Origin of the sequence: Halobacterium litoreum (genome assembly GCF_021233415.1) — an archaeon.
Taxonomy (GTDB): domain Archaea; phylum Halobacteriota; class Halobacteria; order Halobacteriales; family Halobacteriaceae; genus Halobacterium; species Halobacterium litoreum.
On record NZ_CP089466.1, the window covers coordinates 1,125,388 to 1,148,025 of the forward strand.

Here is a 22,638-nt window from a genome sequence, read left to right on the forward strand (position 1 = left end):
CCCCGCGTCAACGTGCGGATGACTACCGCACTATGTCCGACGAAGACTTCACCCGACGCACATACCTGAAAGGAGCCGGCGCGGCTGGCGCTGCATCCATCACCGGTCTCACCGGCTGTCTCGGTCTCGGTGGCGGCGGTAGCGAGCCCGTCGAACTCCTCCACGGTTGGAGCGGCGGCGACGGCAAGGCCGCAATCGAGTCCATGCACGAGGGCTTCAAAGAGGAGTACCCGGACGTCGAAACCAACCTGAAGGCCATCGGCGGCAGCGGGAACACCACCCTCAACGCCCGCATCAGCACCCGTCTCGGCAACGACGACGCGCCGAGTTCGTGGGCCGAGTGGCCCGGCAAGAACCTCCAGCAGTTCACCAGCGAAGACCTCCTCGGCGACATCGAGGAGGACGTCTGGTCGGAGAACAACATGAAGGAGGCCTACCTCCAGGGCCCGAAGGAGGCCGCCCAGTCCGGTGGCAACTACGTCGCGGTGCCGACGAACATCCACCGCATCAACAACCTCTTCTACAACACGTCGGTCCTCGAGTCCGCGGGCGTCGACCCCGCCAGCCTCGAGACGCCCGCCGACCTCGTCGAAGCCGCCGCGAAGGTCGAGTCCGAGACCGACGCCGTCGGCTTCGCACACGCCATGTCCAGCCCGTGGACGACGCTCCAGCTGTGGGCGTGCGTGTTCCTCGGTGAGCACGGCCGCGACGCCTACGACGCCTTCATCGCCGGCGACGGCGACAAGGCGAAGGTCGAGTCCTCGCTGGAGACCGTCGCGGAACTCTCCGAGTACTTCAACGACGACGCCAGCACCATCGGCTTCCAGGAGGCCAACCAGTACGTCATCGACGGCGAAGCCGCGTTCTTCGACCAGGGCGACTGGGCGGCCCAGATGTACATCTCCGCGGACGGCTTCGAGTTCGAGTCCGAGTGGGGTCACGTGCCGTTCCCCGGCACCGCCGGCCACTACTCGCTCAACATGGACTCGTGGGTCTTCCCGGCCGACGGCCCGAACCCCGAAGGCACCAAGAAGTGGCTCCAGTACTGCGGCACGAAGGACGCCCAGGTCCGCTTCAACACCAACAAGGGCTCGATTCCGCCCCGCGGCGACGTCTCCACCGAGGAGTTCGGCGCGTTCCAGACGAGCCAGATCGAGGAGTTCCAGAACTCCGAATCCCAGCCGCCGTCCATCGCGCACGGCCTCGCCGTCGCGCCCGGCGTGCTCAACTCGCTGAAGGAAGCAGTCAACGGCGAATTCAGCAACCCGTCCCAGGACGCCGCCGCGCCGACCGCGCAGGCGTTCATGGACGCCTTCTAAAGAACCGCGACCCAATCACGTTTTATGCTCGAACGAATCCGGACGGCAATACGGACACGTGGGGGGACGGACGGCGATGAGCCGCCGGACGCGCGAACCGACGGCGGAACGGCCACCGCGAGCGAGGACTCCGGCCTGCTTCCAGGGTCGTTCAGTCGCGACTTCCTCGGGTCGCTCCCGTTCTGGTTCCCGCCGTTCCTCCTCATGGGCTTTTTCGTGTACGGCGCTATCGGGTGGAACTTCGCGCTGTCGCTGGTGAACGTCCAGCAGTTCAACGAACCCAACTACGGCCAACTCGACCTCGAGCAGTACACGCGCGCGTTCAACGACCCGACGTTCGTGAACGCCGCACAGAACACGTTCGTCCTGCTCGTGGCGTTCACGCTGTGCTGTCTCGTCGTCGGCCTGCTCGTGGCCATCCTCGTCGACCGCCACATCCGCTACGAGAACACGTTCCGCACCATCTACCTGCTGCCGATGAGCCTCTCGTTCGTGGTCACGGCGCAGTTCTGGCTATGGATGTACAACGTCGACAACGGCCTCGTGAACCTCTTGACGACCACCATCGGACTCGGACGGTTCCGGTGGCTGTCGAATCCGGAACTCGCGCTCGGCGCGGTGGTGTTTGCGCTCATCTGGCAGTTCAGCGGCTACGCCATGGTCGTCTACCTCGCCGGCCTGCGCGCGATTCCCGACGAACACTACGAGGCGGCGCGCGTCGACGGCGCGAACACGATTCGCATGTACTGGCGGGTCATCGTCCCGCAGTTGAAGGGCGCGACCATCTCGGCGAGCGTCGTTCTGATGGTGTTCGCGCTGAAGGCCTTCGACTTCCTGTACTCGCTCGCCGGCGGCTACTACCCGCCGAAGGGCACCGACATCCTCGCGACGATGATGGTGCGCCAGGCGTTCTCCGTCGGCCAGCGCTCGTACGCCGCGGCAATCGGCATCATGTTGTTCCTACTCGCGCTCGCGGTCATCGCACCGTACCTGACCTACCAGTACCGCCGGGGTGAACTATGAGCACGAGCGACCGCATCGACCTCCAGCGCGTCGGCCTGTACGGCGTGCTCGGAGCGCTCGTCGTGTTCTACCTCGCGCCCATCGAGACGGGGCTGGTGACGTCTCTGAAGTCGAACCCGCTGGATACGGCGCCGTTCCTGCCGCCGGGACCGGGCGGGTTCACGCTCTCCGAGTGGACGGCCGCGTTCTCGGCGCTCCAGAGCGGGCTCGTGAACAGCCTGATACTCGCGATTCCGGCGACCATCCTCTCGGCGCTGCTCGGGAGCATGGCCGCCTACGGCCTGACGACGCTGAACTGGCGCGGTCAGGTCGGCGTGTTCGCGCTGTTCATCGCGGGCATCTTCATCCCGTACCAGGCCGTGCTCCTGCCGGTGTCGCGGTTCTGGGCGAAGTACGTCCCGCTCTCGGAGCTGCTCGCGCCGCTGTGGTTGCTCCCGGTTTTGGAGCCCTACCACGGCGAGTTGATAGCGCTCATCGTCACGCACGTCGCGTACGGCATCCCCATCTGTACGCTGCTGTTCCGGACGTACTACCGGGACTTCTCGACGGAGATGGTGGAGGCCGCGAAACTCGACGGCGCGACGGCGTACACGCTCTACCGGCGTGTCATCCTGCCGCTGTCGGTGCCGATGTTCGCGGTGACGCTCATCTACCAGTTCACGCAGGTCTGGAACGACCTGCTGTTCGCGCTGGTCATCATGGGGCCGGGGCAGGGCGCGCCGGTCACCGTCGGCCTGACGAACATCGGGTCGAGCATGACCAGCGTCGGGTTCGCGGTGAAGATGGCGGGCGCGTTCATCGCGGCGCTGCCGACGATGATCGTCTACGTCATCTTCGGAGAACAGTTCGCTGAAGGTGTCGCGACATGATATGGAGGACAATCAATGGCTGAACTCGTACTGGACGGCGTAACGAAGTACTTCGACGACGACGGCGACCGAATCGTCGCCGTCGACGACGCGAGCATCGACATCGCGGACGGGGAGTTCCTCGTCCTCGTCGGTCCGTCGGGCTGTGGGAAGTCCACGACTCTCCGCATGGTCGCGGGACTGGAGACGGTCAGCGAGGGCGCGCTCCGCCTCGACGACACGGTCATCAACGACCGCGCGCCCGCCGAACGGGACGTGGCGATGGTGTTCCAGTCGTACGCGCTCTACCCCCACATGACGGTGCGGGAGAACATGAGCTTCGGGCTGGAGGAGTCCACGTCGATGGGCGACGCCGAGATTCGCGAGCGCGTGGAAGACGCCGCCGCGATGATGGGCATCGAGGACTTGCTCGACCGGAAGCCCCGGGAACTCTCGGGCGGCCAGCAACAGCGCGTGGCGCTCGGGCGCGCCATCGTCCGCGACCCCGAGGTGTTCCTGATGGACGAACCGCTGTCGAACCTCGACGCGAAACTGCGCTCGACGATGCGGACGGAACTCCAGCGCCTCCAGGAGGACCTCGGCGTCACCACCGTCTACGTCACGCACGACCAGACGGAGGCGATGACGATGGGCGACCGCATCGCCATCCTGAACGACGGCCGCCTCCAGCAGGTCGCGACGCCGCTGGAAGCCTACCACGCGCCCGCCAACGAGTTCGTCGCGGGCTTCCTCGGGGAGCCGTCGATGAACTTCTTCGACGCGAGCGTGGAGGACGGGACGCTGGTCACCGACCAGTTCGACTTCCCGCTCTCGGCGGCGACCCTCGAGGACCTCGACGGTGCGTCGTCGGTGCGCCTCGGCGTCCGGCCGGAGGACATCGAACTCGTGGACGAGGCGACGGGCGACCACGACTACGGCGCGACCGTGGACGTGGTCGAACCGCTCGGGAACGAGAACAACGTCTACCTGACCTTCGACGGCGACGACGAGACGTTCACGGCCGTCGTGCCCGCGACGGACGCCGTCGAGGCCGGCGACCACGTGGTCGCGCGCATCCCCGAGGACGCCGTCCACATCTTCGACGTCGACTCGGGCGCGGCGCTCCACAACCGCGCGTTCGAGGCCGACGAAGAAGCGATTCCGCAGTAACCCCGTCTCCCGATTCCGATTCTCGTCTCTGCGCCCTCGTCTCCAGCGTCAGTTCTCGTACTCGTCGTACTCCTCGGGCGTGTACGTCGACAGTTCGAGCGCGTGGATGTCCGTGGTCATCCGGCCGTCGAGCGCGTCGTACACCATCTCGTGTTGGGCGACGAGGCGTTCGCCCTCGAACGCCGGCGAGACGACGGTGGCGGCGAGGTGGTCGTCGTCGTGGTCGCCGCGCGCTCGCGTCACCGTCGCGTCGCTGTCCGGAATCGCGTCCTCGATGAGAGACTCTATCTCGGAGAGGTCCATACAGCCACGAGCGGCGGCGACGACGAAAAACGGCACGGTACCGACCGACTTTTTTGCGTGGGCCGAAACGGCGAGCGCATGGATTGGTCTCCACTCCGCGCGCTCGTCCGACCGGAGCGAGCGTTCGACGAGGACGTCCGCGCCCGCGTCGGCCTCGCAGTCGTGCTCGCGCTCTGCGTGCTGAACGGCGTCGCGGCCACGCAGGGCGCCGGCGCGGTCGCGTCGGCCACCGACGGCACGGTCACGGTCGACAACCCCGACAGGCCGGGCGACTGGATCTGCGACGAGGCGGCGACGGACGACTTCTACGAGAACTACCGCGAGGCCTGCGCGAACGAACCGGAGACCGTCGAGCGGTCGCTGTCGAGTTACGCGAGACCGGCGGCCGACGCGCTGGCCGGGACCGCGTTCCTCGCGCCGCTCGCGGTCTGGCTCGCGGTCAGCGGCGTAATCGCGCTCGCGTTCGGCGGCGCGAGCGCCGACGACCCGAGCGACCGCGTCCGACTCTCGACCGTCGCGGCCGCGACCGGCGTCGGCCTCGCGCCCGCCGCCCTCCGGTACGCCGCCCGCCCGTTCTTCGTCGAGCGCTCGCTGTCGGACTACTCGCCGGCCGGCATCGAGTCGACGCGGGACGCCGCCGCCGCCGCGATGACGCCCGAGTCGACGCTGTACGCGCTCGTCGTCGTCGCGACGCTGGCGTGGTCGGCGTACGTCTGGCGCGGGACGTGGCGCGCCGCCATCGGGACGGAGAGCCGGCGCGTCGACGCCGTCGCCGTCGGCTGTGCCGCCGTCCTCTCGCTGTCCGCGTTCTCGCCGGTGTACCTCGGTGGTGGCGCGGCCATCTACGGAATCCTGTTTCTCCTGTTGGGCGGCCTCGGGCTGGCGTTCCCGCGCGTGCTCGAACGCATCGAACTGGCCTTCGACCTCATCGGCACGCGGGGCGGCGAGAGCGTCGAACCGAAGCCGTGGCGCGTTTACCTCGAACAGGTCGGGAGCCTGCTGTTCGTGCTGTTCGGAGCGGTCGCGGTCGGCGGCCTACTCTTTCCCTGAACTGCGAGCGCGATTTCGTCATTCGATTGGCGGTCCGGAACCCGACGACAGAATCGGCGAATACGGACAAAGCACTTCACTCAGCGATGTGAGGTGACGCAAAGATGGCCGAGACGCACTCTCGACGGTGGCCTTCGGCGGGCGTCATCGTCGCATTGGGGTTGCTCGTCGGTGGCGTTCAGCTCTCGCACTACGCTGGCCTGACCGAATTCACCTATCACGTCGCGGCGACGACGCAGTCCGTGGCGACTGACGCCGCCCAGTCGTCGAGCGGCCAGGCGACGGTCGTCTACCAGTTCGCGGAACTGCCAGCGACCGCACAGGACGCCTTCCTGCGGGCGTCCGAATCCGCGAACAACCAGACCACGATTCGAGGGATGGCACATCAGGTGACGGAACTGGGCCACACGGGCGACACGCCAGCGCGCCCCGGTAGTGGCCTCTACTACGTCCTCTACCAGGAGCACTACTACGAATTCGTGATTCGACACCCGATGTCGTTTGGCGGGACTGGCATTCTGCTCGGATACCCGCTCGCGGCCATCGGTCTCCTCTACGGCATCTACATCAGTCTCACAGACACGCAACGTGCCCGGTCGTCTCTCGCAGTCGTGGCCGGTGTCGTCTCCTTCCTCGCGGTTTACGGCGTGACTGGCTGGTGGGGTCTCAACGACCTCCTGTCGCTCCTCCTCGTCGGTGCGCTCTGTGCGTACCTCCCGGCAATCGGAGTCTGGGTGAGCTACGAGTCGCTTCGCCCCTAACGACGCACACGTACGAAACGGGCGTCTCGACGCCGACACCGAACAGAGAAACAGCGCTATCGACTCCCGCTACGTCCACTGGTCGAGGCCGGTCTGGACGACCGACTCCTCGATGCGCTCGAAGCCCCGCGCCACCTCGTCGGGGTCGACCTCCCACTCGTCGGTGACGAACTCGCGGGCTGCGTCGACATCCGGCGAGAGTTCCGTGTGAATCTCGTAGTCGTCCGTGACTTCGGGGTTCAGGAACAGTTCGCGGATGCGGTCGGCGTACTCGACGTGTTCGCCCTCGGCGTCGAGGACGCCCCAGAGATCGCCGTGTTCGTGAATCGCGGCGAGCGCCGTCTTCGGCCCGAACCCGTGGAGGCCGTCGTTGAAGTCGGTGCCACAGAGGATGCCGACGTCCACGAGTTGCTCCCACGTCAGGTCGTGTTCTTCGAGCGTGGCGTCGAAGTCCATGCACTCGGGGTCGCCCTTGCTCGTGAGTTGGCGGAGCGTCAGCGGTGACCCCAACAGGAGACAGTCGTAGTCGTCGCTCCCGGCGTAGTCCACGGCGTCGTCGACGCGCGCCATGTACGAGGCCTGGGCTTCGCCCTCGGCGGGCGCTTCGACCTGTGGCACGTCCAGCAGGTCGAACAACTCTCGTGTCGTCTCGTGGATGGTGTCCGTGAGACGCTGGGTTCGCGCGTCGAGGCGCGCGGCCTCGACGCCGTCGCCGGCTTCGCGCGCTTCTTCGAGTCGCTCCTCGTAGGCCTCGCGCTGTTCGCGGCGCTCCTCGATTTCGTCGTCTTTCAGTTCGGTGACGCCGCCGTCCCAGACGAACACGGGCGTCAGGTCGTGCTCGAAGAACTTCGGGAGGCCCTGCACGACGCCGACGAGGTTCGCGACCTCGGTGCCGTCGCTGGTCGTGTAGGTGTCGTCGCTCGTCCACTGCACCGTCGTCGTGAGGTACTTGTACAGCCAGTTGTGCGCGTCCACGGCCACGACGCTCCCCTCCAGGTCGGCGAAGGGGACGTCGTCGATGACCGCGAGTTGGCGCAGGTCCGCGTTACCCATTGCCCGTGTTTGGCGCTCCCCGTGCTTGAACCTTCAGTCACGCGCCGAGCGCGCTCGCGACCACGAGCAGGGAGCCGCCGACGCTGGTGGTTCCGGCGCCGAACCCCCGCCACTCGCGGCGCTCCCCGACGGCGTCGGCGTACCGCGGCGGGAGACGCGCTCGGACGAACCCCGGCGCGAGCAGCGCCGGAACGCCGATTGCGAGGTGGAGCGCGGCGAGACCGTACAGGAGGAGTGAGAGTGGGGACATGAGTGAGTCAGACGCCGGTAATCAACAGCAGGCCGACGCCGGCGGCGACGAAGCCGGCGGCGCGCCACTGCTGGTCGTGACCGCCCGCGTCTGGAAACAGCCGACGGGAGGCATCTGCGACGCTGGCGGGCGCGAACACGGCCGCCGCGCCGACCGCGACGCAAAGCGACCCGACGGCCAGCGCGACGAGTGAGACGGTGGACACGCGAGAGCGTTGGCCGGCCACCGTGAAAAGTCATCCGTCGACTGGGGCGGGCGGCGACGTCCCGCGCTTGCGCTCTAAGAACGCCGTCTCCTCCGGCGAGAGGTCGCGAGCGCGGTAGCGGTCGAGACCGGACTGGTAGGCAGCGTCCGGGTCGTCGTGGGGGCGTTCGAGGACGAGTTCGGCGACGCCCGTCTCCTCGCCGGTGTAGCCGAACCCGGCCTTGTGGAGCGCCTCGTACGCGAAGGGATTGTTCACGGCGATGCGGACGCGCTCGCGTCCGGCGAGCAGGTGTTCGGCAGCGAACGCACAGAGGCGCGCGCCGACGCCGTCGCCGCGCCGGTCGTCGCGGACGGTGACGTACCGGAGCCACGCCGTCGCGTCGTCCGTGCGGTCGTCGTTGAACGAGACGGCGCCGACCACGTCCGAGACCGGCGCGTCGGCCTCGCGCGCGGCGGGCGGCCAGCCGTCTCGCTTGTTCGCCGGCGCGCCCTCGTAGGCGACCGCCTTGCCGGTGTTCGACATCACGAACTTCCCGGCGTAACTGAACGCCTCCCAGTCGAGGCGGAGCGTCGGGCCGTCGCCGGGGCCGCCGAGTACCGCGTATCGCACGCTCCCGGCTTGGGAGAGGAAGGCAAAGAATTGCGTGGCTCCGGCGTGTCGGTCGACGCATGCACGACGTCCCCTACTTCGACCGGTTCGCGCGCGTCTACGACCTCGCGATGCCGGCGGCCGACCGCGCGGACCTCGAACCGGGATTCGCGCTCGCGGACGGCGACGTCTCTCGGGTGCTTGACCTCGGCGGCGGCACCGGCCGCGTCGCCCGCGCGCTCGACCGCGAGACGGTCGTCGCGGACGCCAGCCGCGGGATGCTCGCGGAGGCCCGCGACCACGGCCTCCCGGTCGTCCAGACGGACGTGCGGCACGTCGCCGTGCGCGACGAGAGCGTGGACGCCGTCACCATCGTCGACGCGCTCCACCACTTCCCCGCACGGGACGCGGCGCTCGCGGAGGCCGCCCGCGTCCTGCGACCGGGCGGCGTACTCGTCGTTCGAGACTTCGACCCGAGCACGCTTCGCGGTCGCCTGCTCGTCGCCGCCGAGCGCGTCGTCGGCTTCCAGTCCAGATTCGACACCGCCGACGAACTCGGCGCGCGCATCGAGCGCGCGGGCCTCGAACCCCGAATCGTCGACACCGGATTCGCGTTCACCGTCGCGGGCGTGAAACCGGGAGACGGATAATCCCCCGCGCCGAACGCCGCGACATGGACCTCTTCGACGTGGACGGCCGGGCGGTCGTGCGCTTTCTGCCGGGCGACTTGCTCGCCGTGTTCGCGCTCGTCCTCATCGGCACCATCAACCACGGGTCGCTGACCGCGGAACGCTACGCCGGCGTCCTCATCCCGTTCCTCGTCGGTTGGCTCGTCGTCGCGCCGCTCGCGGGCGGTTACGGTCGGCGCGCGATGGAGTCGACGCGGGGCGCGCTCGTCGTCGGATTGGCGTCGTGGCTCGGCGCGGACTTCGTCGGCCAGATTCTGCGCGGCACCGAGACGTTCCCCGGGAACGCCGACCCCGTCTTCTTCCTCGTGGCGCTCGTCTTCGGCGGCATCTTCCTCGCCGTCGCGCGGTTCGGGACGCTCGTCGTCGTGGACCTCACCGGGAACTGAGCCACGCCGCCGTCCCGGACGCGACGACCGCGAACCCCGCGAGCACCGCGAACAGCGTCGGCGCGTCGGCGTACTGGAGGATGCCGCCGGCGATGGCGGCGCCGAGCGCGCCGACGCCGAACACCCCCAAATACGTGTAGCCGTAGGAGAGCCCCCGGGTGCCGGCGGGCGTGTAGACGGCGACGGTCGCCTGGTAGAGGGGTTGGACGACGAACAGCGCGAACCCGAGGAGTGCGCCGACCGCGAGCAGGGGGACGAGGCCGGCGTCGGCGGCGGGGAGGAAGACGACGGCGAGCACCGCGAGCGCGCCGAACGCGGCGGCGAGCGCGCGCTCCGTCGCGAAACGGTCGGTGAGTTTCCCGCCGACGTACTGGCCGGCGACGCCGACCAACAGCAGACCCGAGTAGGCGTACCGGTAGGGCTGGAGTTCGCGCCCGCCGAACTCCACGGGCGCGAACGACGGGAACCCGGAGAGCAGGTCGGGGAGGAACGTGAGCACGCCCCGGTAGTAGAGCCCCGACAGCATCACGACGAGGAAGACGGCGGCGAACGGCCCGACGAGCAGCGTCTTCGACTCGGCGAGGAACTCCGAGACCGAGGACACGCCCACGTCGGACTTCGAGTCGCCGCCGTCGGTCTCGGTGACGGCGGCGCGCTCGTCGAAGCGCACGCGGAGCGCGACGGCGCCCGCGACGACGGCCGGGACGGCGAGGACGGCGGTGACGGTCTGCCAGTCAGCGACGAGCAACAGCAGGGTGACGGCGAGCGGGCCGAGCGCGATGCCGACGTTCCCCGCGATGCCGTGGTAGGCGAACGCGTCGCCGCGGTCCTCGACGCCCGTGCTGATGAGCGAGAGGCCGGAGGGGTGGTAGACGCTCGCGGCGGCGCCCCAGCAGACGAGCGCGACGCCGACGACGAGCATCGACGGCGCGACGGACAACAAGAGGAAAGAACCGGCCATGCCGAACAGGCACGCCGCGATGAGGCGGCGGGAGCCGACGCGGTCCGAGAGGATGCCTCCCGGTAGCGCGCCGAGGCCGAACAGCGCGTAGCCGGCGGCGACAACGGCGCCGACGGTGGACTGAGTCACCGGGAACTCGGCGAGCCACAGCGGGATGAGAATCGGGATGGATAGTTCGTAGGTGTGGACCATCGCGTGGGCGAGCGCGACGAGTCCGACGATGGAGCGGTCGTTCCGATTCACGGCGTCTTCGTCTACACGAACCACGGCGGGCGTTAAAGGCGTGTGGAACCCCGCAGAACCGTCCTCGGACGCCGCGGCCTCAACCCTTTTCGTGCCCTCGGCCGAACGTCCGGACATGGTCGAGACGCTGTTCCTCGCTGACGACGACGTCGCCGGACTCGCCGAGCCAGCCGACTACGTGGACGCCGTGCGGGAGGGGTACCGACAGCGCGGCGAGGGCGCACCGGCAAAACCGCGCACGAAACTCCTGAACGAGGAGCCACCGGGGATGTTCACAGCGTACGCCGCCGTCCTCCCGGAGACGGGCGCGATGGGCGGCTACATGTACAGCGCGGGGTTCGGCGAGCGCGACGCGTGGTTCGTCACGCCGCTGTTCGACGCCGAGTCGGGCGAACCGCTCGCGATTCTGGACGGCGCGCGCATGAACCCCTTCAAGACCGGCGCGGCGGGCGCCGTCGGCGTGGACGCGCTCGCCCGCGAGGACGCGTCGACGATGGCGGTCATCGGGAGCGGCGCGCAGGCACGCGGCCAACTCCGCGCGACGGCGACGGTGCGGGACGTCGATTCGGTGTTCGTCTACTCGCCGACGAAAGAACACCGCGAGGAGTTCGCGGCGGAGATGAACGAACGCCTCGACGCGTCGGTCGCGGCGGTGGCGTCGAGCGCCGCGGCCGTGGAGGGCGCGGACATCGTGGTGACCGCGACGAAGGCCGACGAACCCGTCTTCGACGGCGACGACCTCGCGGACGGCGCGCACGTCACGGCGATGGGTCAGTACGACCCGGAGAAGCGCGAACTCGACGCGAGGACCATCGAGCGCGCCGTCTACGTGCCGGACCTCCGCGAGCGCGTCGCGCAGGACGCCGGGTCGTTCCTCCACGCCGTCGAGGCGGGCGTCGTGGACGAGGACCACGTCCACGCCGAACTCGGCGAGGTCGTCGCGGGGAACGCGCCGGGCCGCGAATCGCCCGACGACGTGACGGTGTTCGACAGCGGCGGCACGGGCATCGAGACGGCGGCGGCCGCCCACATGCTCTACGAGCGCGCCGTCGACGAGGGACTCGGCACGGAACTGACGTTCGCGGCGGCGAGCGACGCGCTCACCGGGGAGTGACGCGAACGTTCAAGTGAGAGAACGGAACCACCGAGCGACGTGTTCTGACCAGTCGCCCGGAGCGGTTCGCGGGAGCGCGGCAGTCGCTTCGGGGCGGGACGCCGCCTGTTCGCCCTACACGTACGGCGCGAGGCCGAGCGCGTCGACCACGGGGATGCCGGCGGCGACGGCGCCGACGAGGTAGCCGAGGATGGCGCCGCCGTTCAACAGCGGGAGACCGGCGTGCGCGCGGCCCTTGAACACCATCCGCATCAACACGAGCAGGCCGACGAGCGTGCCGACCATCGCGGTGACCGTGGGGAGTTTCGCGCCGAGCACCGTCACGTCGGTTTCGAGGAAGAACTCCGAACTCGCCACGAGAATCGACGGCATCACGGCGTCGCCGAGGCCGATGAAGTACGCCGGTCGGTCGGCCGCGGCGTCGCCCTCGCGTTCGCCGTCGGCCGCCACTTCGGCGGTCTCCTCGCCCTCCTCGCGGAACGAGTAGTCGAGCGTCGTCGGCACCACGAGGACGATGGGGAGTCGTAACTCCATCACGCCGGACGCGAGCGTCAGCATGTGCTCGGTGCCGTAGACGCTGATGGCGTCGTAGACGGCGAGCGCCGTCAACAGGACGAGCGCCGGGAGGATGCCGAAACTGATGCCGAACAGCGCCGCGGCGCCCATCCCCATCACGGCGCCCGCGCTGTCGATGACCCACCACTCGGGGTACGCGTACAGCGCCAACACGAGCACCGCGGCGGGCGCGTACGCCGCGAGGTTCACGCCGCCAACGACGTACGCGGGGAGCACCGCGCCGAACACGTAGGAGGCGATGACGCCGCTCGTCAGCAGGATGAACGCGCGGAGAATCCACTGCACGTCGTACTTGATGACGAGCAGGATGCCCGCCGTCGCGACCAGCAGGAACGCGACGTAGAGCACGCTGTTGACGGGGTTCTGTGGGTTCTCGGTGGACTGGAGGCCGGCGTCCTTGAACGGCTCGACGAGCGCGAGCGAGCCGACCTGGACGACGAGAAAGAGCGCGACGACGACGCCGAGCACGCCGGCGACGCGGGTCGAATCCTTCATGCTCGGGGACGTTGGCCGCCCGCGGCTTTGGTGTTCCGACTCGCCGCTAGCGGACGTACAGCGTCTGCCCGACGAGTAGCGGGAGGTGAACGTCGTCGTCGGGCGTGACCGCGAGGTAGGGGCGCGCGACCGGCCCGAACACGTCGACGACGCGCCCGACGCCGTCGAGGTTCTCGTCGACGACGGCCGCGCCGATGTCGGGGTGGGCTTCGCCGTCGCAGCGCACGACCGCGACGTTCCCCTGCGTGCGCACCACGTCGCCGGCTCGCTCCATCAGTCTCGGAGCGCCGTCACGTAGGCGGCGACGGCCTGCAGGAGGTCGGACTTCCCGGCGTCGTCGGCGTCTTTGACGAGGACGCGCCCGGAGTCTTCCCAGTGCTGTCGGGGGTAGGCGACGTCGCGTTCGACGACGGAGTCGTAGCCGACCTGCTGGACGGCGGTCGCTATCTCGTCGACGGTGGGGCGCTCGACGGCGAGGTCTTCGGCGACCCGGCGGCCTTCGCGGCGGGAGAGCGTCGCGTCGAAGTACGCGGGCCAGAGGACGTTTTCGACCATGCGCGGGTCTATCGGTTCGAGCGGGTAAACGGTATCGGACGCGAAAAGAGAGTGCGAACGGTCGGTTCGAGGGCGTTACCGGCGCGCGATGAGCGCGGCGGCGAGGACGGCGACGAGCGCGACGGGCGCGCCGAAGCCGGGCGTGTCACCGTTGCTCGTCGTGGTGTCGGCGGTCGTCGCTTCGCTGGTCTGGTCGCTGGTCGTCGCGGTCGGTTCGCTCGTGGTCTGGGTGGTCGTCGTGGTGTTCGCGTCCGCGTAGGCTTCGGGGTGGAACGCCTGCGCGAACGTCGTCATCGGCGTGACGACGCGGGGCGCGGGCTGGCTGAGGTTGTTGGTGTTGACGACGACGATGTTCCCCTCCTCGTAGGCGGTGGTGTTCCGAATCACCGAGCCCTTCGGAATGTAGGACTTGGACTCGTTGCCCATCCGCTCGGGGGAGACGCTGACGACGACGAAGTCGGGGTCTTGGGCGGCGATGAACTCCGCGGTGAGTTGCGGGTAGGGGGCGCTGGCGTCGGCGTCGGCGGCGATGTTGTGGCCGCCGGCCTTCGCGATTGCCTTCCCGATGAACGTGTTCGGCCCGGCGGTGTAGCCGGCTTCGGTGCCCCAGTAGACGGTCGGTTTCTCCTCGCCCTCGACGGCGGTTTCGATGGTGTTCACGCGCTCTTCCATGCCGGAGACCACCTGTTCGGCGCCGCTGCACTCGCCGGTGAGTTCGCCGACGAGTTCGGTCTTCTCCGTCACGGAGTCGACGGAGTCCGCGAGTTCGAAGCGGTAGACGGTGATGCCGGCGCCGCGAATCTTCTGGACGGATTCGTTGTCGATGGTGTTCGGCGCGAGCACGAGGTCGGGCTGGAGTTCGATGACTTTCTCGGTGTTGACGGTGGCGGGGTAGCCCGAGAGCGCGACCGGGAGGTCGCCGGCGCCGTCGAGGTAGCCGGCGAACTGGGAGACGCCGACGACCTTCTCGCTGCCGCCGACTTCCCACATGGTTTGGGCGGCGCTCGGGCTGAGCGTGACGACGCGTTCGGGTTCCTCGCTGACGGTGACGTCCGTGCCGGTGGCGTCGGTGCCCGTGTACGGGAACTCGCAGTCGAGGGCGTCCGCGGTCTGGGCGCTCGCGGCGCCGACGGCGGCGCTCGCCGGCGCGATCGCACTCAGAACTAGTAGCACTACACCAAGTATAGTTGCACTTCTGCGCATACGACATCGAGGCCACTAACGCAATAAATATTTACCTAAAGCAAATACGGTTGTGGTGATGCGAGCGCACACGAAGGCGGGCGCGTGGAGCGCGGGGACGTTCGCGCTCCTCGTCGCCGTCATGCTCGCCAGCGCCACTATCGGGCCGGTGTCCATCTCCTACCCGCGGGTGGCGCTCGCCGCCCTCGAAGCGCTCGCCGTCCCGACCTCCGTCGTGCCGTTCCTCGGCACGCTCACGCTCCCCGTCGTCGGCACGCTCCCGTGGCCCGCGCTCGCAATCGACTACGCCTCCCCCCTCCAGTTCGCGGTGCCCGGAACCCAGCAGTACATCGTCGGCCAGCTCCGGATGCCCCGAATCGTCCTCGGCGCCACCGTCGGCGCGGCGCTCGCCGTCTCCGGCGCCGTCATGCAGGGGTTCTTCCGGAATCCGATGGCCGACCCCTCCATCATCGGCGTCTCCTCGGGCGCCGCCGTCGGCGCCGTCACCGCCATCGCGTTCCCCGCGCTCTTGCCGTTCGGCGTCCAGACCGCGGCGTTCGGCGGCGCACTCGTGTCCGCATTCGCGGTCTACCTGCTCGCGACGCAGAACGGCCGCACGCCCGTCGCCACGCTGCTGCTCGCGGGCGTCGCCGTCCAGACGTTCCTCGGCGCCGTCACCTCCTTCGTCGTCGTGAAGTCCGGAAAGAGCATCCGCGAAGCGATGTACTGGCTGATGGGCACCCTCAACGGGAGCGGCTGGGGCGACGTGGAAGTCGCGCTCCCCGCCGTCGTGCTCGGCAGCGTCGTCCTGCTCGCGTACGCTCGGGACATGAACGTCCTGCTCGCCGGCGAGGAGGACGCCCACGCGCTCGGCGTCGAAGTCGAACGCACCAAACGCGTGCTGCTCGCCGTCTCCAGCGTCGTCACCGCCGCGGCCGTCTCCGTCGCCGGCGTCATCGGCTTCGTCGGCCTCGTCGTCCCGCACGCGATGCGCCTCGTCGTCGGCCCCGACCACCGCGTCCTCCTGCCGACGTCCGCGTTCGCTGGCGGCGCGTTCCTCGTCGTCGCGGACACCATCGCGCGCTCGAACGCCGAGGGCCTCCCCGTCGGCATCGTCACCGCGTTCGTCGGCGCGCCGTTCTTCCTCTACCTGCTCCGCGACCGGGAGGTGCGTGCGCTGTGACCCTCGACGTGCGCGACGTGGACGTGAAACTGGGCGGCGAACAGATTCTCGACGCCGTCAGCGCGAACGTCGAGGACGGCCGCCTCGTCGGGGTCGTCGGACCGAACGGCGCCGGGAAGTCGACGCTCCTGCGCGCGATGAACGGCGTCATCGACCCCGAGGCCGGCACCGTCCTCGTGGACGGCGACGCGGTCGACGACCTCCCGTCGAAAGCCACCAGCCGCCGCGTCGCCACCGTCCCGCAGGACACCCACGTCTCCTTCGAGTTCACCGTCCGGGAGACCGTCGAGATGGGCCGGCATCCCCACGTCCCGCGGTTCGGGAGCGACGACGACCCCGAGGCCGTCGACCGCGCGATGGAGCGCGCGGAGGTCGCGCGGTTCGCCGACCGCGACGTGACCTCGCTGTCCGGCGGGGAGACCCAGCGCGTGCTGCTCGCTCGCGCGCTCGCACAGGACGCCCCCGTCCTCCTGCTCGACGAACCGACCGCGAGCCTCGACGTGAACCACCAGATTCGCACGCTCGAACTCGTCCGCGACCTCGCCGCGGACGCCGACCGCGCCGTCGTCGCCGCAATCCACGACCTCGATTTGGCGGCGCGCTACTGCGACGAACTCGTGTTGGTCGCCGAGGGCCGCGTCCTCGACTCCGGGCCGCCCGAGTCAGTCCTGTCTCCGGAAGCCGTCCGCGAGGCGTTCGACGCCCGCGTCGCCGTCGGCACCGACCCCGCGACCGGTCGACCGACGGTCACGCCGCTCCCGGACGCCAACGCGGCCCTCGACGGGCGCGTCCACGTACTCGGCGGCGGCGACGCCGCGACGCCGATTCTGCGCCGTCTCGCCGACGCGGGCGCCGACCTCTCCGTCGGCCCGGTCGTCGACGGCGACACCGACCACGAGACCGCCCGGCGGTTCGGCGCGGACTGCGTGACGGTGCCGCCGTTCGAGTCGCCGGACGCCGAAGCGGTCGCTCGCGCCCGTACGCTCGTGGCCGACGCGGACGCCGTCGTCGTCGCGAGCGAGGCCGCCGACCGCGGCGCGAACCCCGAACTCCGGGACGCCGCCGACGCGACGCTCGTGGTCGGCGACGACCCCGTCGCTACCCGCGTCGCCGCCGAGGACGTGGCCGCCGCGGTCGCCGCCGTCGAAGACGACGACACGCGCATCGCGGTCGCCGACGGCGGCGGCGAGTGACCCGGCCACGGCGGTTATGTAGGTCGCGGCCTCAGTCCGTGGTATGTATCGCGTCGCGGCAGTCGTGACGTTACTCGTCGCCTCGCTCGTCGCCGGCCCGGTCGTCGCCGGGGCGTCGAACGCCGGACCACCGGCCGACGCTCGAATTGCCGCGTCCGACGTCGCCAGCCAGCAGTCCGCGACCATCCAGAAGTCGATCCATCTCTCGCTGACGCCCGGGGAACCGGGCGAAATCGGCGTCGCCGTGACGTACTCGATTCCCGACCCCGTCACGTCGTTGTCGGTGAACCTCCCCGACGACGCGCGAACCGTCCAGAGCGACGACTTCCAGTCCGGTGACGGCGCGTGGTCGTGGGACGGCGACGGCGACTCGGCGACGCTCAGGCTGTCGCTCCCCGCGAACAAGACGACGACCGGCTCACGGAGCCACGCCGGCGTCGCCCAGGAGGGCGACTACTCGTTCGTCGACGCCGGGTCGTGGGCGCTCGTCACCGTGCCGACGCTCCGCACCGAGTGGGGGTGGCGCGGCGACGACGTTGACGTCGACATCGCCGAGGACGTGTCCGTCGACGGCGAAGGGTCGACCGGCGGCGAAATCGCGTACCTCGGGCCGGTCGAGACGCACACCCGGACCGCGAACGGGCAGACGTTCACGCTCGCCGTGCCGGAACGCGCGGAGATGGCGGAATCTCCGGCGCGCGTCCTCGACGCGCTGTCGGCCGCCTCGGAGCGCCTCCGAGTCGGGTCCCGCGACTCAGAAGTCTGGTTCGGCGTCGCGCCGACCGACGTGTCGTGGGGGATTCGCGGCGTCGAGTACGGCGGCACGGACTCGTGGGTGGTCGCCGACGCGCGCCTCGACGACCCCGGCAACGTCTGGTTCCACGAGTACGTCCACACGCGACAGGACTACACGCCCACCTCGTCGGGCCGGTGGACGGTAGAGGCGTCAGCCGAGTACTACGCCGCGTATATGTCTCTCCGCGAGGGGTACGTCGAGTTCGACGCGTTCCAGCGGTACCTCTCCTACGGCGAACGCGAGCCCTGGAACGACGCCGTGCTCGCCGACCCCGGCTCGTGGCCGGTCGGCGCGAACTACATCAAGGGGAGTCTCGTCTGGGGGTCGATAGACCGCCGGCTCCGCCTCGCGACTGACAGCAGTTTCACGATGAACGACGTGTTCTACCAACTGAACCGCCAGCAGGGCCGCGTGTCGAACGACGACCTGCTGCGGGCGGTGGCGAGCGCGTCCTCGACGTCGGTCGGTCAGTACGCCCAGCGGTACACCGCGACGAGCGACACCCCCGACATGTGGTCGCGGTTCGAACACGCCGACGCGTTCGACACGCGCCCGCCCCGAATGGACTACGATGTCGCCGGCTACGAGGTCACGGGCCCGTTCCGGGACGCGACCTTCGAGGAGCCGCCGACGCTGTACGTCGGCGAGACGCTGACCGTCGGCGCCACCGTCACGAACGACGGCGGCACGACCGGCGAGTACGTCGCCACGCTCTCGCTCGCCGGCGACACGATGACGGAGTCGACGGCGGAACTCGTGCCCGGAGAGACGGACGCGATAACGCTCCAACACCAGTTCACCGACCCCGGCACGTACAACGTCACGGTCGGCCGGAACCAGGTTCCGGTGGTCGTACGCGAGCCCGCGACGCCGACCGTCGAGTCGCTGTCCGCCTCCCCCGACCCGGTGGAGGGAGGTGAGACGGTGACTGTCACCGCGACGCTGTCGAACCCGACCGACGGCCCGGCGACCGGCCCGGTCGCGCTCACGCTCGACGGCCGGCAGGTCGCCACGTTCGAGGCGACACTCGACCCCGGCGAGTCCGTCACGCGAACCGTCACGCTGACCGCGCCCGATACGGGCGTCCTCGACCTCGCTGCGGGCGACCAGTCGGCGCGCGTGAGCGTCGCCGGGTCCGGCGGTAGCGTGCCCGGATTCGGCGTCGCGCCCGCCGTCGCCGGCGTCGCGCTGGCGGTCGCACTCGCCGCACTCCGGAGGCGGTGACGCGATGGGAGGCCCGTCCCCGCCCCGGCTGCAACTGCTCGCCGTCGCCGTCCTCGTCGCCACCGCCGGCTGTTCGATGCCGATGCTCGACGGGTCTGCGAGCGAGGAGCGAACCGCCACCGTCGTCTCGGTCGTCGACGGCGACACGGTCGACGTGCGGTTCGCGGACGGCACCGAAGAGCGCGTGCGCCTGCTCGGCGTCGACACGCCGGAAGTCCACGCCGACGTGAGCCCCGGCGAGTTCGAGGGCGTCCCCGACACCGAGGCGGGCCGCGCCTGCCTCCGCGACTGGGGCGAGCGCGCCAGCGAGTTCGCCACGGAACGCCTCGCCGGCGCCGAAGTCACGGTCGCCACCGACCCCGAAGCCGACAGACGCGGCGGCTACGGCCGCCTGCTCGCGTACGTCACCGTCGACGGCGAGTCGTTCAACCGCGCGCTCTTGGACCGCGGCTACGCGCGCCTCTACGACTCCGAGTTCTCGCGACTCGACGGGTTCACCGCCGAAGAACGCGACGCCCGCGAGAACGACACCGGCCTCTGGGCCTGCGCGGCCTAACTCCCCATCTCGGCGGGGTTCGACATCCCCTCCTTCACACCGACCGCGATGAGACCAGCGTTCACGGGATACGCCGCCACGAACCCGACTGACAGCGAGAACGCGAGCGCGCCCCAGAACAGCGGGTCGCCGATGGTCGCGGACCCCGCAATCAGGAGGTCGGTGCCGATGGCGGTCACCTCCATCACCGTGATGGAGGGCGTCTCGCTGTAGAGCGCGTCCATCACGGCGGTGCCGAAGGACTCGCCCTCCTGCATCAGCGGTCCGACAGTCAGCGCGTACCCGAAGGTGTACGCGAACGCGAACGTCCCGAGTGTCGTCACCACGGTGTCACCGATGGCGAGCACGCCCACCAGCAGGACGACGCCGGTCACTTCGCCCGCGCCACACCCGGAGTAGCAGTGCGCGGTCGACCGCACGCCCCGCCGCCACAGCGAATCCGACGGTATCTGCGTGCGGCCCGCGTACCAGTACAGCGCCAACCCCATCGGCCCCGAGTACAACACGACGAGCGCCCACACGCCCTTCATCAGCGACGGAATCGCCTGATTCCGCTTCCGCAAGTCCCACGCGAGCACCCCCAGCGAGACGGCGACCAGCGCTGCCCACGCCGCGAGCACCTGTGGGTCCGACACCACCGGCCGCACCACGTCGCGGGCCGGTGCGAGCGCCTCCTCTATCGAGTGCAGGAAACTCGCCATACCGCCGTTCGGGGCTTCGAGACTGATGGAAGTGACGGCCGAAACAGTACCGCGAACGCTGTCGAGACTGCGGAACGTCGAGAACGAAAGAGAGCCGGTAAAGGGATTGGGAACCACGCCGAGACGTGCTCGCTGCGCTGCGCGCGACTCGTCTCGTTCAAATCCCTCTATCGGATTTCAGTCTCACTCCGTTCGACAGAAAGAGCCGGTAAAGGGATTTGAACCCTTGGCCTATTCCTTACGAAGGAATCGCTCTACCAGTCTGAGCTATACCGGCACGCGCTGTCTCACTCGAACGCATCCTACCGTAGCCGCATACGAGAAATAAGCCTTGCGAATCACCGGCGGGTGAGGCGGGCGTCGACGACGACGTTGAGTTCGTGGGGCGCGTACGACCGTACCTCCCGTCGCGTCTCGATTGTCACGTCGTACTCGGGTTCGGCGGCGTCCCGAATCGCGCGCTCGGCGGGGCCGAACGGGTCGTCCTCGTGTTGGATGTCGTAGAGGTGGAGGACGCAGTCGTCGCCCGCCAGTTCGACGGCGGTGTCGAGGAAGTCGCTGGCGGTGTGCGGGAGGTTCATCACGACGCGGTCGGCCCAGCCCTCGTAGTCCTCGGCGACTTCCCGTACGTCCCCCGCGACGGCGGTGATTCGGTCGGCGACGCCGTTCCGCGCGGCGTTCTCGCGGAGGTACTCGATTGCCGTCTCGTTGATGTCGGTGGCGACCACCTCGGCGCCCGCCGACGCCATCGGGACGGCATAAGGGCCGACGCCCGCGAACATGTCGAAGGCGCGTTCCCCCTCACTCACTTGCTCGACGACGCGGTGGCGTTCGGTCGCGAGGCGCGGCGAGAAGTACACTTCGGCGATGTCGACGGCGAACTCGTGGCCGTACTCGCGGTGGACGGCCTCGGTGCTGTCGCCGACGAGCACGTCCCAGTCGCGGACGCGCGTCTCGCCTTTGATTTTCGACGCGCGGTCGACCACCGTCTCCGCCCGCACGTCCGACTCGACGAGCGCGTCGGCGATGTCGCGGGCGCGCTCGGGGTCGTCCTCGTCCACGATGACCACGTCGCCGAGGCGCTCGTAGGTCGGTTCGTAGCCGAGCAGGTCGGCTGGGTTGGTCTGGGTGCGCCGCTCGGGCGCGTCGAAGTCGACGACCGAGAGGTCGTCGGGGACGGCGTCGGCGTCGGTGACGGGAATGTAGAGGTCGCCCGCCTCGCCGGTAATCTCGTGTGCGTCGTCCACGAGGTCGTCGTCGGCGAGCCGCCGCCGGGTGGCTTCGCCGTCCTCGACGGACACGCGAACGCACGGTACTGCCATTGGCGATACTCGGCGAGCGCCGCCCTTACGGGTGTCGCTTCCCCGTCCCCGTCTCGAAACCCATAGGGTCGCTCGCGCGCAATCCACGGTATGCTCACGTTCGTCGGCCTCGGCCTCTACGACGAGCGCTCGGTCACGGTGGCGGGGCGGGACGCCATCCGAGACGCCGACCGCGCGTTCGCGGAGTTCTACACCAGCAGACTCGTCGGCGCGGACGTAACCGACCTCGAAGCCCACCACGACACCGCAATCGAAGTTCGGGACCGCGCGGGCGTCGAACAGGACCCCGAGCCGATTCTCGCGGCCGCCGAGGACGGCGACGCCGTCTTCCTCACCGCCGGCGACACGATGATTTCGACGACGCACGTCGACCTGCGCCTGCGCGCCGAGGAGCGCGGTGTCGACACGCGCGTGATTCACGCGCCGACCGCCGAGTCCGCCGCGTCCAGCCTCACGGGCCTCCAGAACTACCGGTTCGGAAAAGCGACGACACTCCCCTTCGAGTGGGCCCACGGCGCCGACGGCGTCCCGAGTTCCGTAACCGAGACCATCGAGTCGAACCGCGAGCGCGGCCTCCACACGCTCTGCTATCTCGACATCAAGGTCGACCACCCGCGAATCGACGGCGACGAGTACATGACCGCGAGCCACGCCGCCGGCCTGCTCGCGGAACACTGGGACCCGGACGCGCTCGGCGTCGTCGTCGCGCGCGCCGGCGCCCCAGATGCCACCGTGCGCGCCGACACGCTCGCCGCGCTCGCCGACGAGGACTTCGGCGACCCCCTGCACTTGCTCGTGATTCCGGGCGACCTCCACCACGTCGAAGCCGACGCGCTCGCGGGACTCGCGGGCGCGCCCGACGACCTGCTGGAGTAGGCCGGCGGTACCGGAG

General features: G+C 69.4%; 26 protein-coding genes and 1 tRNA gene. 15 read left to right on the forward strand and 12 right to left on the reverse strand.

What is annotated here, in order from left to right; translation table 11 throughout:
* Window positions 1-32 precede the first annotated feature (32 nt).
* Genes LT972_RS06230 through LT972_RS06245 form a run of 4 tightly spaced genes read left to right on the forward strand, consistent with a single transcriptional unit; the run spans window position 33 to window position 4,360 of the window.
* Window positions 33-1,319: an ABC transporter substrate-binding protein gene (locus LT972_RS06230; RefSeq protein ID WP_232572335.1), complete on the forward strand. Its 1,287-nt coding sequence runs from the start codon at window positions 33-35 to the stop codon at window positions 1,317-1,319.
* 24 nt (window positions 1,320-1,343) lie between these two features.
* Window positions 1,344-2,342, forward strand: a complete 999-nt coding sequence (locus tag LT972_RS06235) for a carbohydrate ABC transporter permease (protein WP_232572336.1) — start codon at window positions 1,344-1,346, stop codon at window positions 2,340-2,342.
* Window positions 2,339-3,211: a carbohydrate ABC transporter permease gene (locus LT972_RS06240; RefSeq protein ID WP_232572337.1), complete on the forward strand. Its 873-nt coding sequence runs from the start codon at window positions 2,339-2,341 to the stop codon at window positions 3,209-3,211. Before LT972_RS06235 ends, LT972_RS06240 begins: the two co-directional genes overlap by 4 nt.
* Window positions 3,212-3,226: 15 nt before the next feature.
* Window positions 3,227-4,360 carry an ABC transporter ATP-binding protein gene (locus tag LT972_RS06245; RefSeq protein WP_232572338.1) on the forward strand — a complete coding sequence of 378 codons (1,134 nt, stop codon included), beginning with the start codon at window positions 3,227-3,229 and terminating at the stop codon, window positions 4,358-4,360.
* A gap of 48 nt (window positions 4,361-4,408) precedes the next feature.
* On the opposite strand, the gene LT972_RS06250 is transcribed toward LT972_RS06245, so the two are convergent.
* Window positions 4,409-4,663 carry a BolA family protein gene (locus LT972_RS06250; protein WP_232572339.1) on the reverse strand — a complete coding sequence of 85 codons (255 nt, stop codon included), beginning with the start codon at window positions 4,661-4,663 and terminating at the stop codon, window positions 4,409-4,411.
* Between the two features lie 78 nt (window positions 4,664-4,741).
* Here LT972_RS06250 and LT972_RS06255 point away from each other — a divergent pair, with 78 nt between their 5' ends.
* A complete protein-coding gene (locus LT972_RS06255; protein ID WP_232572340.1) occupies window positions 4,742-5,713 on the forward strand; it encodes a hypothetical protein in 972 nt (323 codons plus the stop codon).
* A 104-nt stretch (window positions 5,714-5,817) separates the two neighbouring features.
* Window positions 5,818-6,474, forward strand: a complete 657-nt coding sequence (locus tag LT972_RS06260) for a hypothetical protein (protein WP_232572341.1) — start codon at window positions 5,818-5,820, stop codon at window positions 6,472-6,474.
* A gap of 69 nt (window positions 6,475-6,543) precedes the next feature.
* Here the strand turns inward: LT972_RS06260 and fen are convergent, their stop codons facing one another.
* Window positions 6,544-7,527, reverse strand: coding sequence for a flap endonuclease-1 (gene fen, locus LT972_RS06265; protein ID WP_232572342.1), 984 nt, complete (start codon window positions 7,525-7,527; stop codon window positions 6,544-6,546).
* A 37-nt stretch (window positions 7,528-7,564) separates the two neighbouring features.
* Window positions 7,565-7,777 (reverse strand): hypothetical protein, encoded by a 213-nt coding sequence (locus tag LT972_RS06270; protein WP_232572343.1) that lies wholly within the window; start codon window positions 7,775-7,777, stop codon window positions 7,565-7,567.
* Here LT972_RS06270 and LT972_RS06275 point away from each other — a divergent pair.
* Complete coding sequence (locus LT972_RS06275) at window positions 7,776-7,970, forward strand: hypothetical protein (RefSeq protein ID WP_232572344.1); 195 nt, start codon at window positions 7,776-7,778, stop codon at window positions 7,968-7,970. The two genes, LT972_RS06270 and LT972_RS06275, sit on opposite strands and share 2 nt — an antisense overlap.
* 42 nt (window positions 7,971-8,012) lie before the next feature.
* On the opposite strand, the gene LT972_RS06280 is transcribed toward LT972_RS06275, so the two are convergent.
* Window positions 8,013-8,591, reverse strand: a complete 579-nt coding sequence (locus LT972_RS06280) for a GNAT family N-acetyltransferase (protein ID WP_232572345.1) — start codon at window positions 8,589-8,591, stop codon at window positions 8,013-8,015.
* A 59-nt stretch (window positions 8,592-8,650) separates the two neighbouring features.
* Here LT972_RS06280 and LT972_RS06285 point away from each other — a divergent pair, with 59 nt between their 5' ends.
* Window positions 8,651-9,220 carry a class I SAM-dependent methyltransferase gene (locus LT972_RS06285; protein WP_232572346.1) on the forward strand — a complete coding sequence of 190 codons (570 nt, stop codon included), beginning with the start codon at window positions 8,651-8,653 and terminating at the stop codon, window positions 9,218-9,220.
* Window positions 9,221-9,243: 23 nt separating this feature from the next.
* Complete coding sequence (locus tag LT972_RS06290; protein WP_232572347.1) at window positions 9,244-9,645, forward strand: DUF3054 domain-containing protein; 402 nt, start codon at window positions 9,244-9,246, stop codon at window positions 9,643-9,645.
* Here LT972_RS06290 and LT972_RS06295 read toward each other — a convergent pair.
* Window positions 9,632-10,798 carry an MFS transporter gene (locus LT972_RS06295; RefSeq protein WP_232572656.1) on the reverse strand — a complete coding sequence of 389 codons (1,167 nt, stop codon included), beginning with the start codon at window positions 10,796-10,798 and terminating at the stop codon, window positions 9,632-9,634. The two genes, LT972_RS06290 and LT972_RS06295, sit on opposite strands and share 14 nt — an antisense overlap.
* Window positions 10,799-10,964: 166 nt before the next feature.
* Between LT972_RS06295 and LT972_RS06300 the strand changes: the two genes are divergently transcribed.
* The gene (locus LT972_RS06300; RefSeq protein ID WP_232572348.1) at window positions 10,965-11,963 is read left to right on the forward strand and encodes an ornithine cyclodeaminase family protein; all 999 of its coding nucleotides are present in this window, start codon (window positions 10,965-10,967) and stop codon (window positions 11,961-11,963) included.
* Window positions 11,964-12,077: 114 nt separating this feature from the next.
* Here the strand turns inward: LT972_RS06300 and LT972_RS06305 are convergent, their stop codons facing one another.
* The 4 genes from LT972_RS06305 to LT972_RS06320 all read right to left on the reverse strand — a co-directional run bounded on the left by LT972_RS06305 (window position 12,078) and on the right by LT972_RS06320 (window position 14,762).
* Window positions 12,078-13,034: a presenilin family intramembrane aspartyl protease PSH gene (locus tag LT972_RS06305; protein WP_232572349.1), complete on the reverse strand. Its 957-nt coding sequence runs from the start codon at window positions 13,032-13,034 to the stop codon at window positions 12,078-12,080.
* A gap of 46 nt (window positions 13,035-13,080) precedes the next feature.
* Window positions 13,081-13,308 (reverse strand): H/ACA ribonucleoprotein complex subunit GAR1, encoded by a 228-nt coding sequence (locus LT972_RS06310; RefSeq protein ID WP_232572350.1) that lies wholly within the window; start codon window positions 13,306-13,308, stop codon window positions 13,081-13,083.
* The gene (gene srp19 / locus LT972_RS06315) at window positions 13,308-13,589 is read right to left on the reverse strand and encodes a signal recognition particle subunit SRP19 (protein ID WP_232572351.1); all 282 of its coding nucleotides are present in this window, start codon (window positions 13,587-13,589) and stop codon (window positions 13,308-13,310) included. The genes LT972_RS06310 and srp19 overlap by 1 nt, the downstream gene beginning before the upstream one ends.
* A gap of 75 nt (window positions 13,590-13,664) precedes the next feature.
* Window positions 13,665-14,762: a PGF-CTERM-anchored ABC transporter substrate-binding protein gene (locus tag LT972_RS06320; protein ID WP_232572352.1), complete on the reverse strand. Its 1,098-nt coding sequence runs from the start codon at window positions 14,760-14,762 to the stop codon at window positions 13,665-13,667.
* 88 nt (window positions 14,763-14,850) lie between these two features.
* Between LT972_RS06320 and btuC the strand changes: the two genes are divergently transcribed.
* Genes btuC through LT972_RS06340 form a run of 4 tightly spaced genes read left to right on the forward strand, consistent with a single transcriptional unit; the run spans window position 14,851 to window position 19,723 of the window.
* Window positions 14,851-15,954 (forward strand): vitamin B12 ABC transporter permease BtuC, encoded by a 1,104-nt coding sequence (gene btuC, locus LT972_RS06325; protein WP_232572353.1) that lies wholly within the window; start codon window positions 14,851-14,853, stop codon window positions 15,952-15,954.
* Window positions 15,951-17,147 carry a heme ABC transporter ATP-binding protein gene (locus tag LT972_RS06330; protein ID WP_232572354.1) on the forward strand — a complete coding sequence of 399 codons (1,197 nt, stop codon included), beginning with the start codon at window positions 15,951-15,953 and terminating at the stop codon, window positions 17,145-17,147. The genes btuC and LT972_RS06330 overlap by 4 nt, the downstream gene beginning before the upstream one ends.
* 43 nt (window positions 17,148-17,190) lie before the next feature.
* Window positions 17,191-19,167 carry a hypothetical protein gene (locus LT972_RS06335; protein ID WP_232572355.1) on the forward strand — a complete coding sequence of 659 codons (1,977 nt, stop codon included), beginning with the start codon at window positions 17,191-17,193 and terminating at the stop codon, window positions 19,165-19,167.
* A gap of 4 nt (window positions 19,168-19,171) precedes the next feature.
* Window positions 19,172-19,723, forward strand: a complete 552-nt coding sequence (locus LT972_RS06340; RefSeq protein ID WP_232572356.1) for a thermonuclease family protein — start codon at window positions 19,172-19,174, stop codon at window positions 19,721-19,723.
* Here the strand turns inward: LT972_RS06340 and LT972_RS06345 are convergent.
* The 3 genes from LT972_RS06345 to LT972_RS06355 all read right to left on the reverse strand — a co-directional run bounded on the left by LT972_RS06345 (window position 19,720) and on the right by LT972_RS06355 (window position 21,746).
* On the reverse strand, window positions 19,720-20,424 hold the full coding sequence (locus tag LT972_RS06345; RefSeq protein ID WP_232572357.1) for a DUF4396 domain-containing protein: 705 nt from the start codon (window positions 20,422-20,424) through the stop codon (window positions 19,720-19,722). The two genes, LT972_RS06340 and LT972_RS06345, sit on opposite strands and share 4 nt — an antisense overlap.
* A gap of 203 nt (window positions 20,425-20,627) precedes the next feature.
* Window positions 20,628-20,701, reverse strand: a tRNA-Thr gene (locus LT972_RS06350).
* A 61-nt stretch (window positions 20,702-20,762) separates the two neighbouring features.
* Window positions 20,763-21,746, reverse strand: a complete 984-nt coding sequence (locus LT972_RS06355; protein ID WP_232572358.1) for a class I SAM-dependent methyltransferase — start codon at window positions 21,744-21,746, stop codon at window positions 20,763-20,765.
* A gap of 90 nt (window positions 21,747-21,836) precedes the next feature.
* Here LT972_RS06355 and dph5 point away from each other — a divergent pair, with 90 nt between their 5' ends.
* Entirely contained in the window at window positions 21,837-22,622 is a 786-nt protein-coding gene (gene dph5 / locus LT972_RS06360) for a diphthine synthase (RefSeq protein ID WP_232572359.1), read from the forward strand.
* The last annotated feature ends 16 nt before the right edge of the window (window positions 22,623-22,638 follow it).

What these genes read in the sequence shown, in the direction of transcription:
- LT972_RS06230 (WP_232572335.1), top strand. Translation starts at nt 33, where the DNA reads ATGTCCGACGAAGACTTCACCCGACGCACATACCTGAAAGGAGCCGGC.
- LT972_RS06235 (WP_232572336.1), top strand. Translation starts at nt 1,344, where the DNA reads ATGCTCGAACGAATCCGGACGGCAATACGGACACGTGGGGGGACGGAC.
- LT972_RS06240 (WP_232572337.1), top strand. Translation starts at nt 2,339, where the DNA reads ATGAGCACGAGCGACCGCATCGACCTCCAGCGCGTCGGCCTGTACGGC.
- LT972_RS06245 (WP_232572338.1), top strand. Translation starts at nt 3,227, where the DNA reads ATGGCTGAACTCGTACTGGACGGCGTAACGAAGTACTTCGACGACGAC.
- LT972_RS06250 (WP_232572339.1), bottom strand. Translation starts at nt 4,663, where the DNA reads ATGGACCTCTCCGAGATAGAGTCTCTCATCGAGGACGCGATTCCGGAC.
- LT972_RS06255 (WP_232572340.1), top strand. Translation starts at nt 4,742, where the DNA reads ATGGATTGGTCTCCACTCCGCGCGCTCGTCCGACCGGAGCGAGCGTTC.
- LT972_RS06260 (WP_232572341.1), top strand. Translation starts at nt 5,818, where the DNA reads ATGGCCGAGACGCACTCTCGACGGTGGCCTTCGGCGGGCGTCATCGTC.
- fen (WP_232572342.1), bottom strand. Translation starts at nt 7,527, where the DNA reads ATGGGTAACGCGGACCTGCGCCAACTCGCGGTCATCGACGACGTCCCC.
- LT972_RS06275 (WP_232572344.1), top strand. Translation starts at nt 7,776, where the DNA reads ATGAGTGAGTCAGACGCCGGTAATCAACAGCAGGCCGACGCCGGCGGC.
- LT972_RS06270 (WP_232572343.1), bottom strand. Translation starts at nt 7,777, where the DNA reads ATGTCCCCACTCTCACTCCTCCTGTACGGTCTCGCCGCGCTCCACCTC.
- LT972_RS06285 (WP_232572346.1), top strand. Translation starts at nt 8,651, where the DNA reads ATGCACGACGTCCCCTACTTCGACCGGTTCGCGCGCGTCTACGACCTC.
- LT972_RS06290 (WP_232572347.1), top strand. Translation starts at nt 9,244, where the DNA reads ATGGACCTCTTCGACGTGGACGGCCGGGCGGTCGTGCGCTTTCTGCCG.
- LT972_RS06295 (WP_232572656.1), bottom strand. Translation starts at nt 10,798, where the DNA reads ATGGTCCACACCTACGAACTATCCATCCCGATTCTCATCCCGCTGTGG.
- LT972_RS06300 (WP_232572348.1), top strand. Translation starts at nt 10,965, where the DNA reads ATGGTCGAGACGCTGTTCCTCGCTGACGACGACGTCGCCGGACTCGCC.
- LT972_RS06305 (WP_232572349.1), bottom strand. Translation starts at nt 13,034, where the DNA reads ATGAAGGATTCGACCCGCGTCGCCGGCGTGCTCGGCGTCGTCGTCGCG.
- LT972_RS06310 (WP_232572350.1), bottom strand. Translation starts at nt 13,308, where the DNA reads ATGGAGCGAGCCGGCGACGTGGTGCGCACGCAGGGGAACGTCGCGGTC.
- srp19 (WP_232572351.1), bottom strand. Translation starts at nt 13,589, where the DNA reads ATGGTCGAAAACGTCCTCTGGCCCGCGTACTTCGACGCGACGCTCTCC.
- btuC (WP_232572353.1), top strand. Translation starts at nt 14,851, where the DNA reads ATGCGAGCGCACACGAAGGCGGGCGCGTGGAGCGCGGGGACGTTCGCG.
- LT972_RS06335 (WP_232572355.1), top strand. Translation starts at nt 17,191, where the DNA reads ATGTATCGCGTCGCGGCAGTCGTGACGTTACTCGTCGCCTCGCTCGTC.
- LT972_RS06340 (WP_232572356.1), top strand. Translation starts at nt 19,172, where the DNA reads ATGGGAGGCCCGTCCCCGCCCCGGCTGCAACTGCTCGCCGTCGCCGTC.
- LT972_RS06345 (WP_232572357.1), bottom strand. Translation starts at nt 20,424, where the DNA reads ATGGCGAGTTTCCTGCACTCGATAGAGGAGGCGCTCGCACCGGCCCGC.
- LT972_RS06355 (WP_232572358.1), bottom strand. Translation starts at nt 21,746, where the DNA reads ATGGCAGTACCGTGCGTTCGCGTGTCCGTCGAGGACGGCGAAGCCACC.
- dph5 (WP_232572359.1), top strand. Translation starts at nt 21,837, where the DNA reads ATGCTCACGTTCGTCGGCCTCGGCCTCTACGACGAGCGCTCGGTCACG.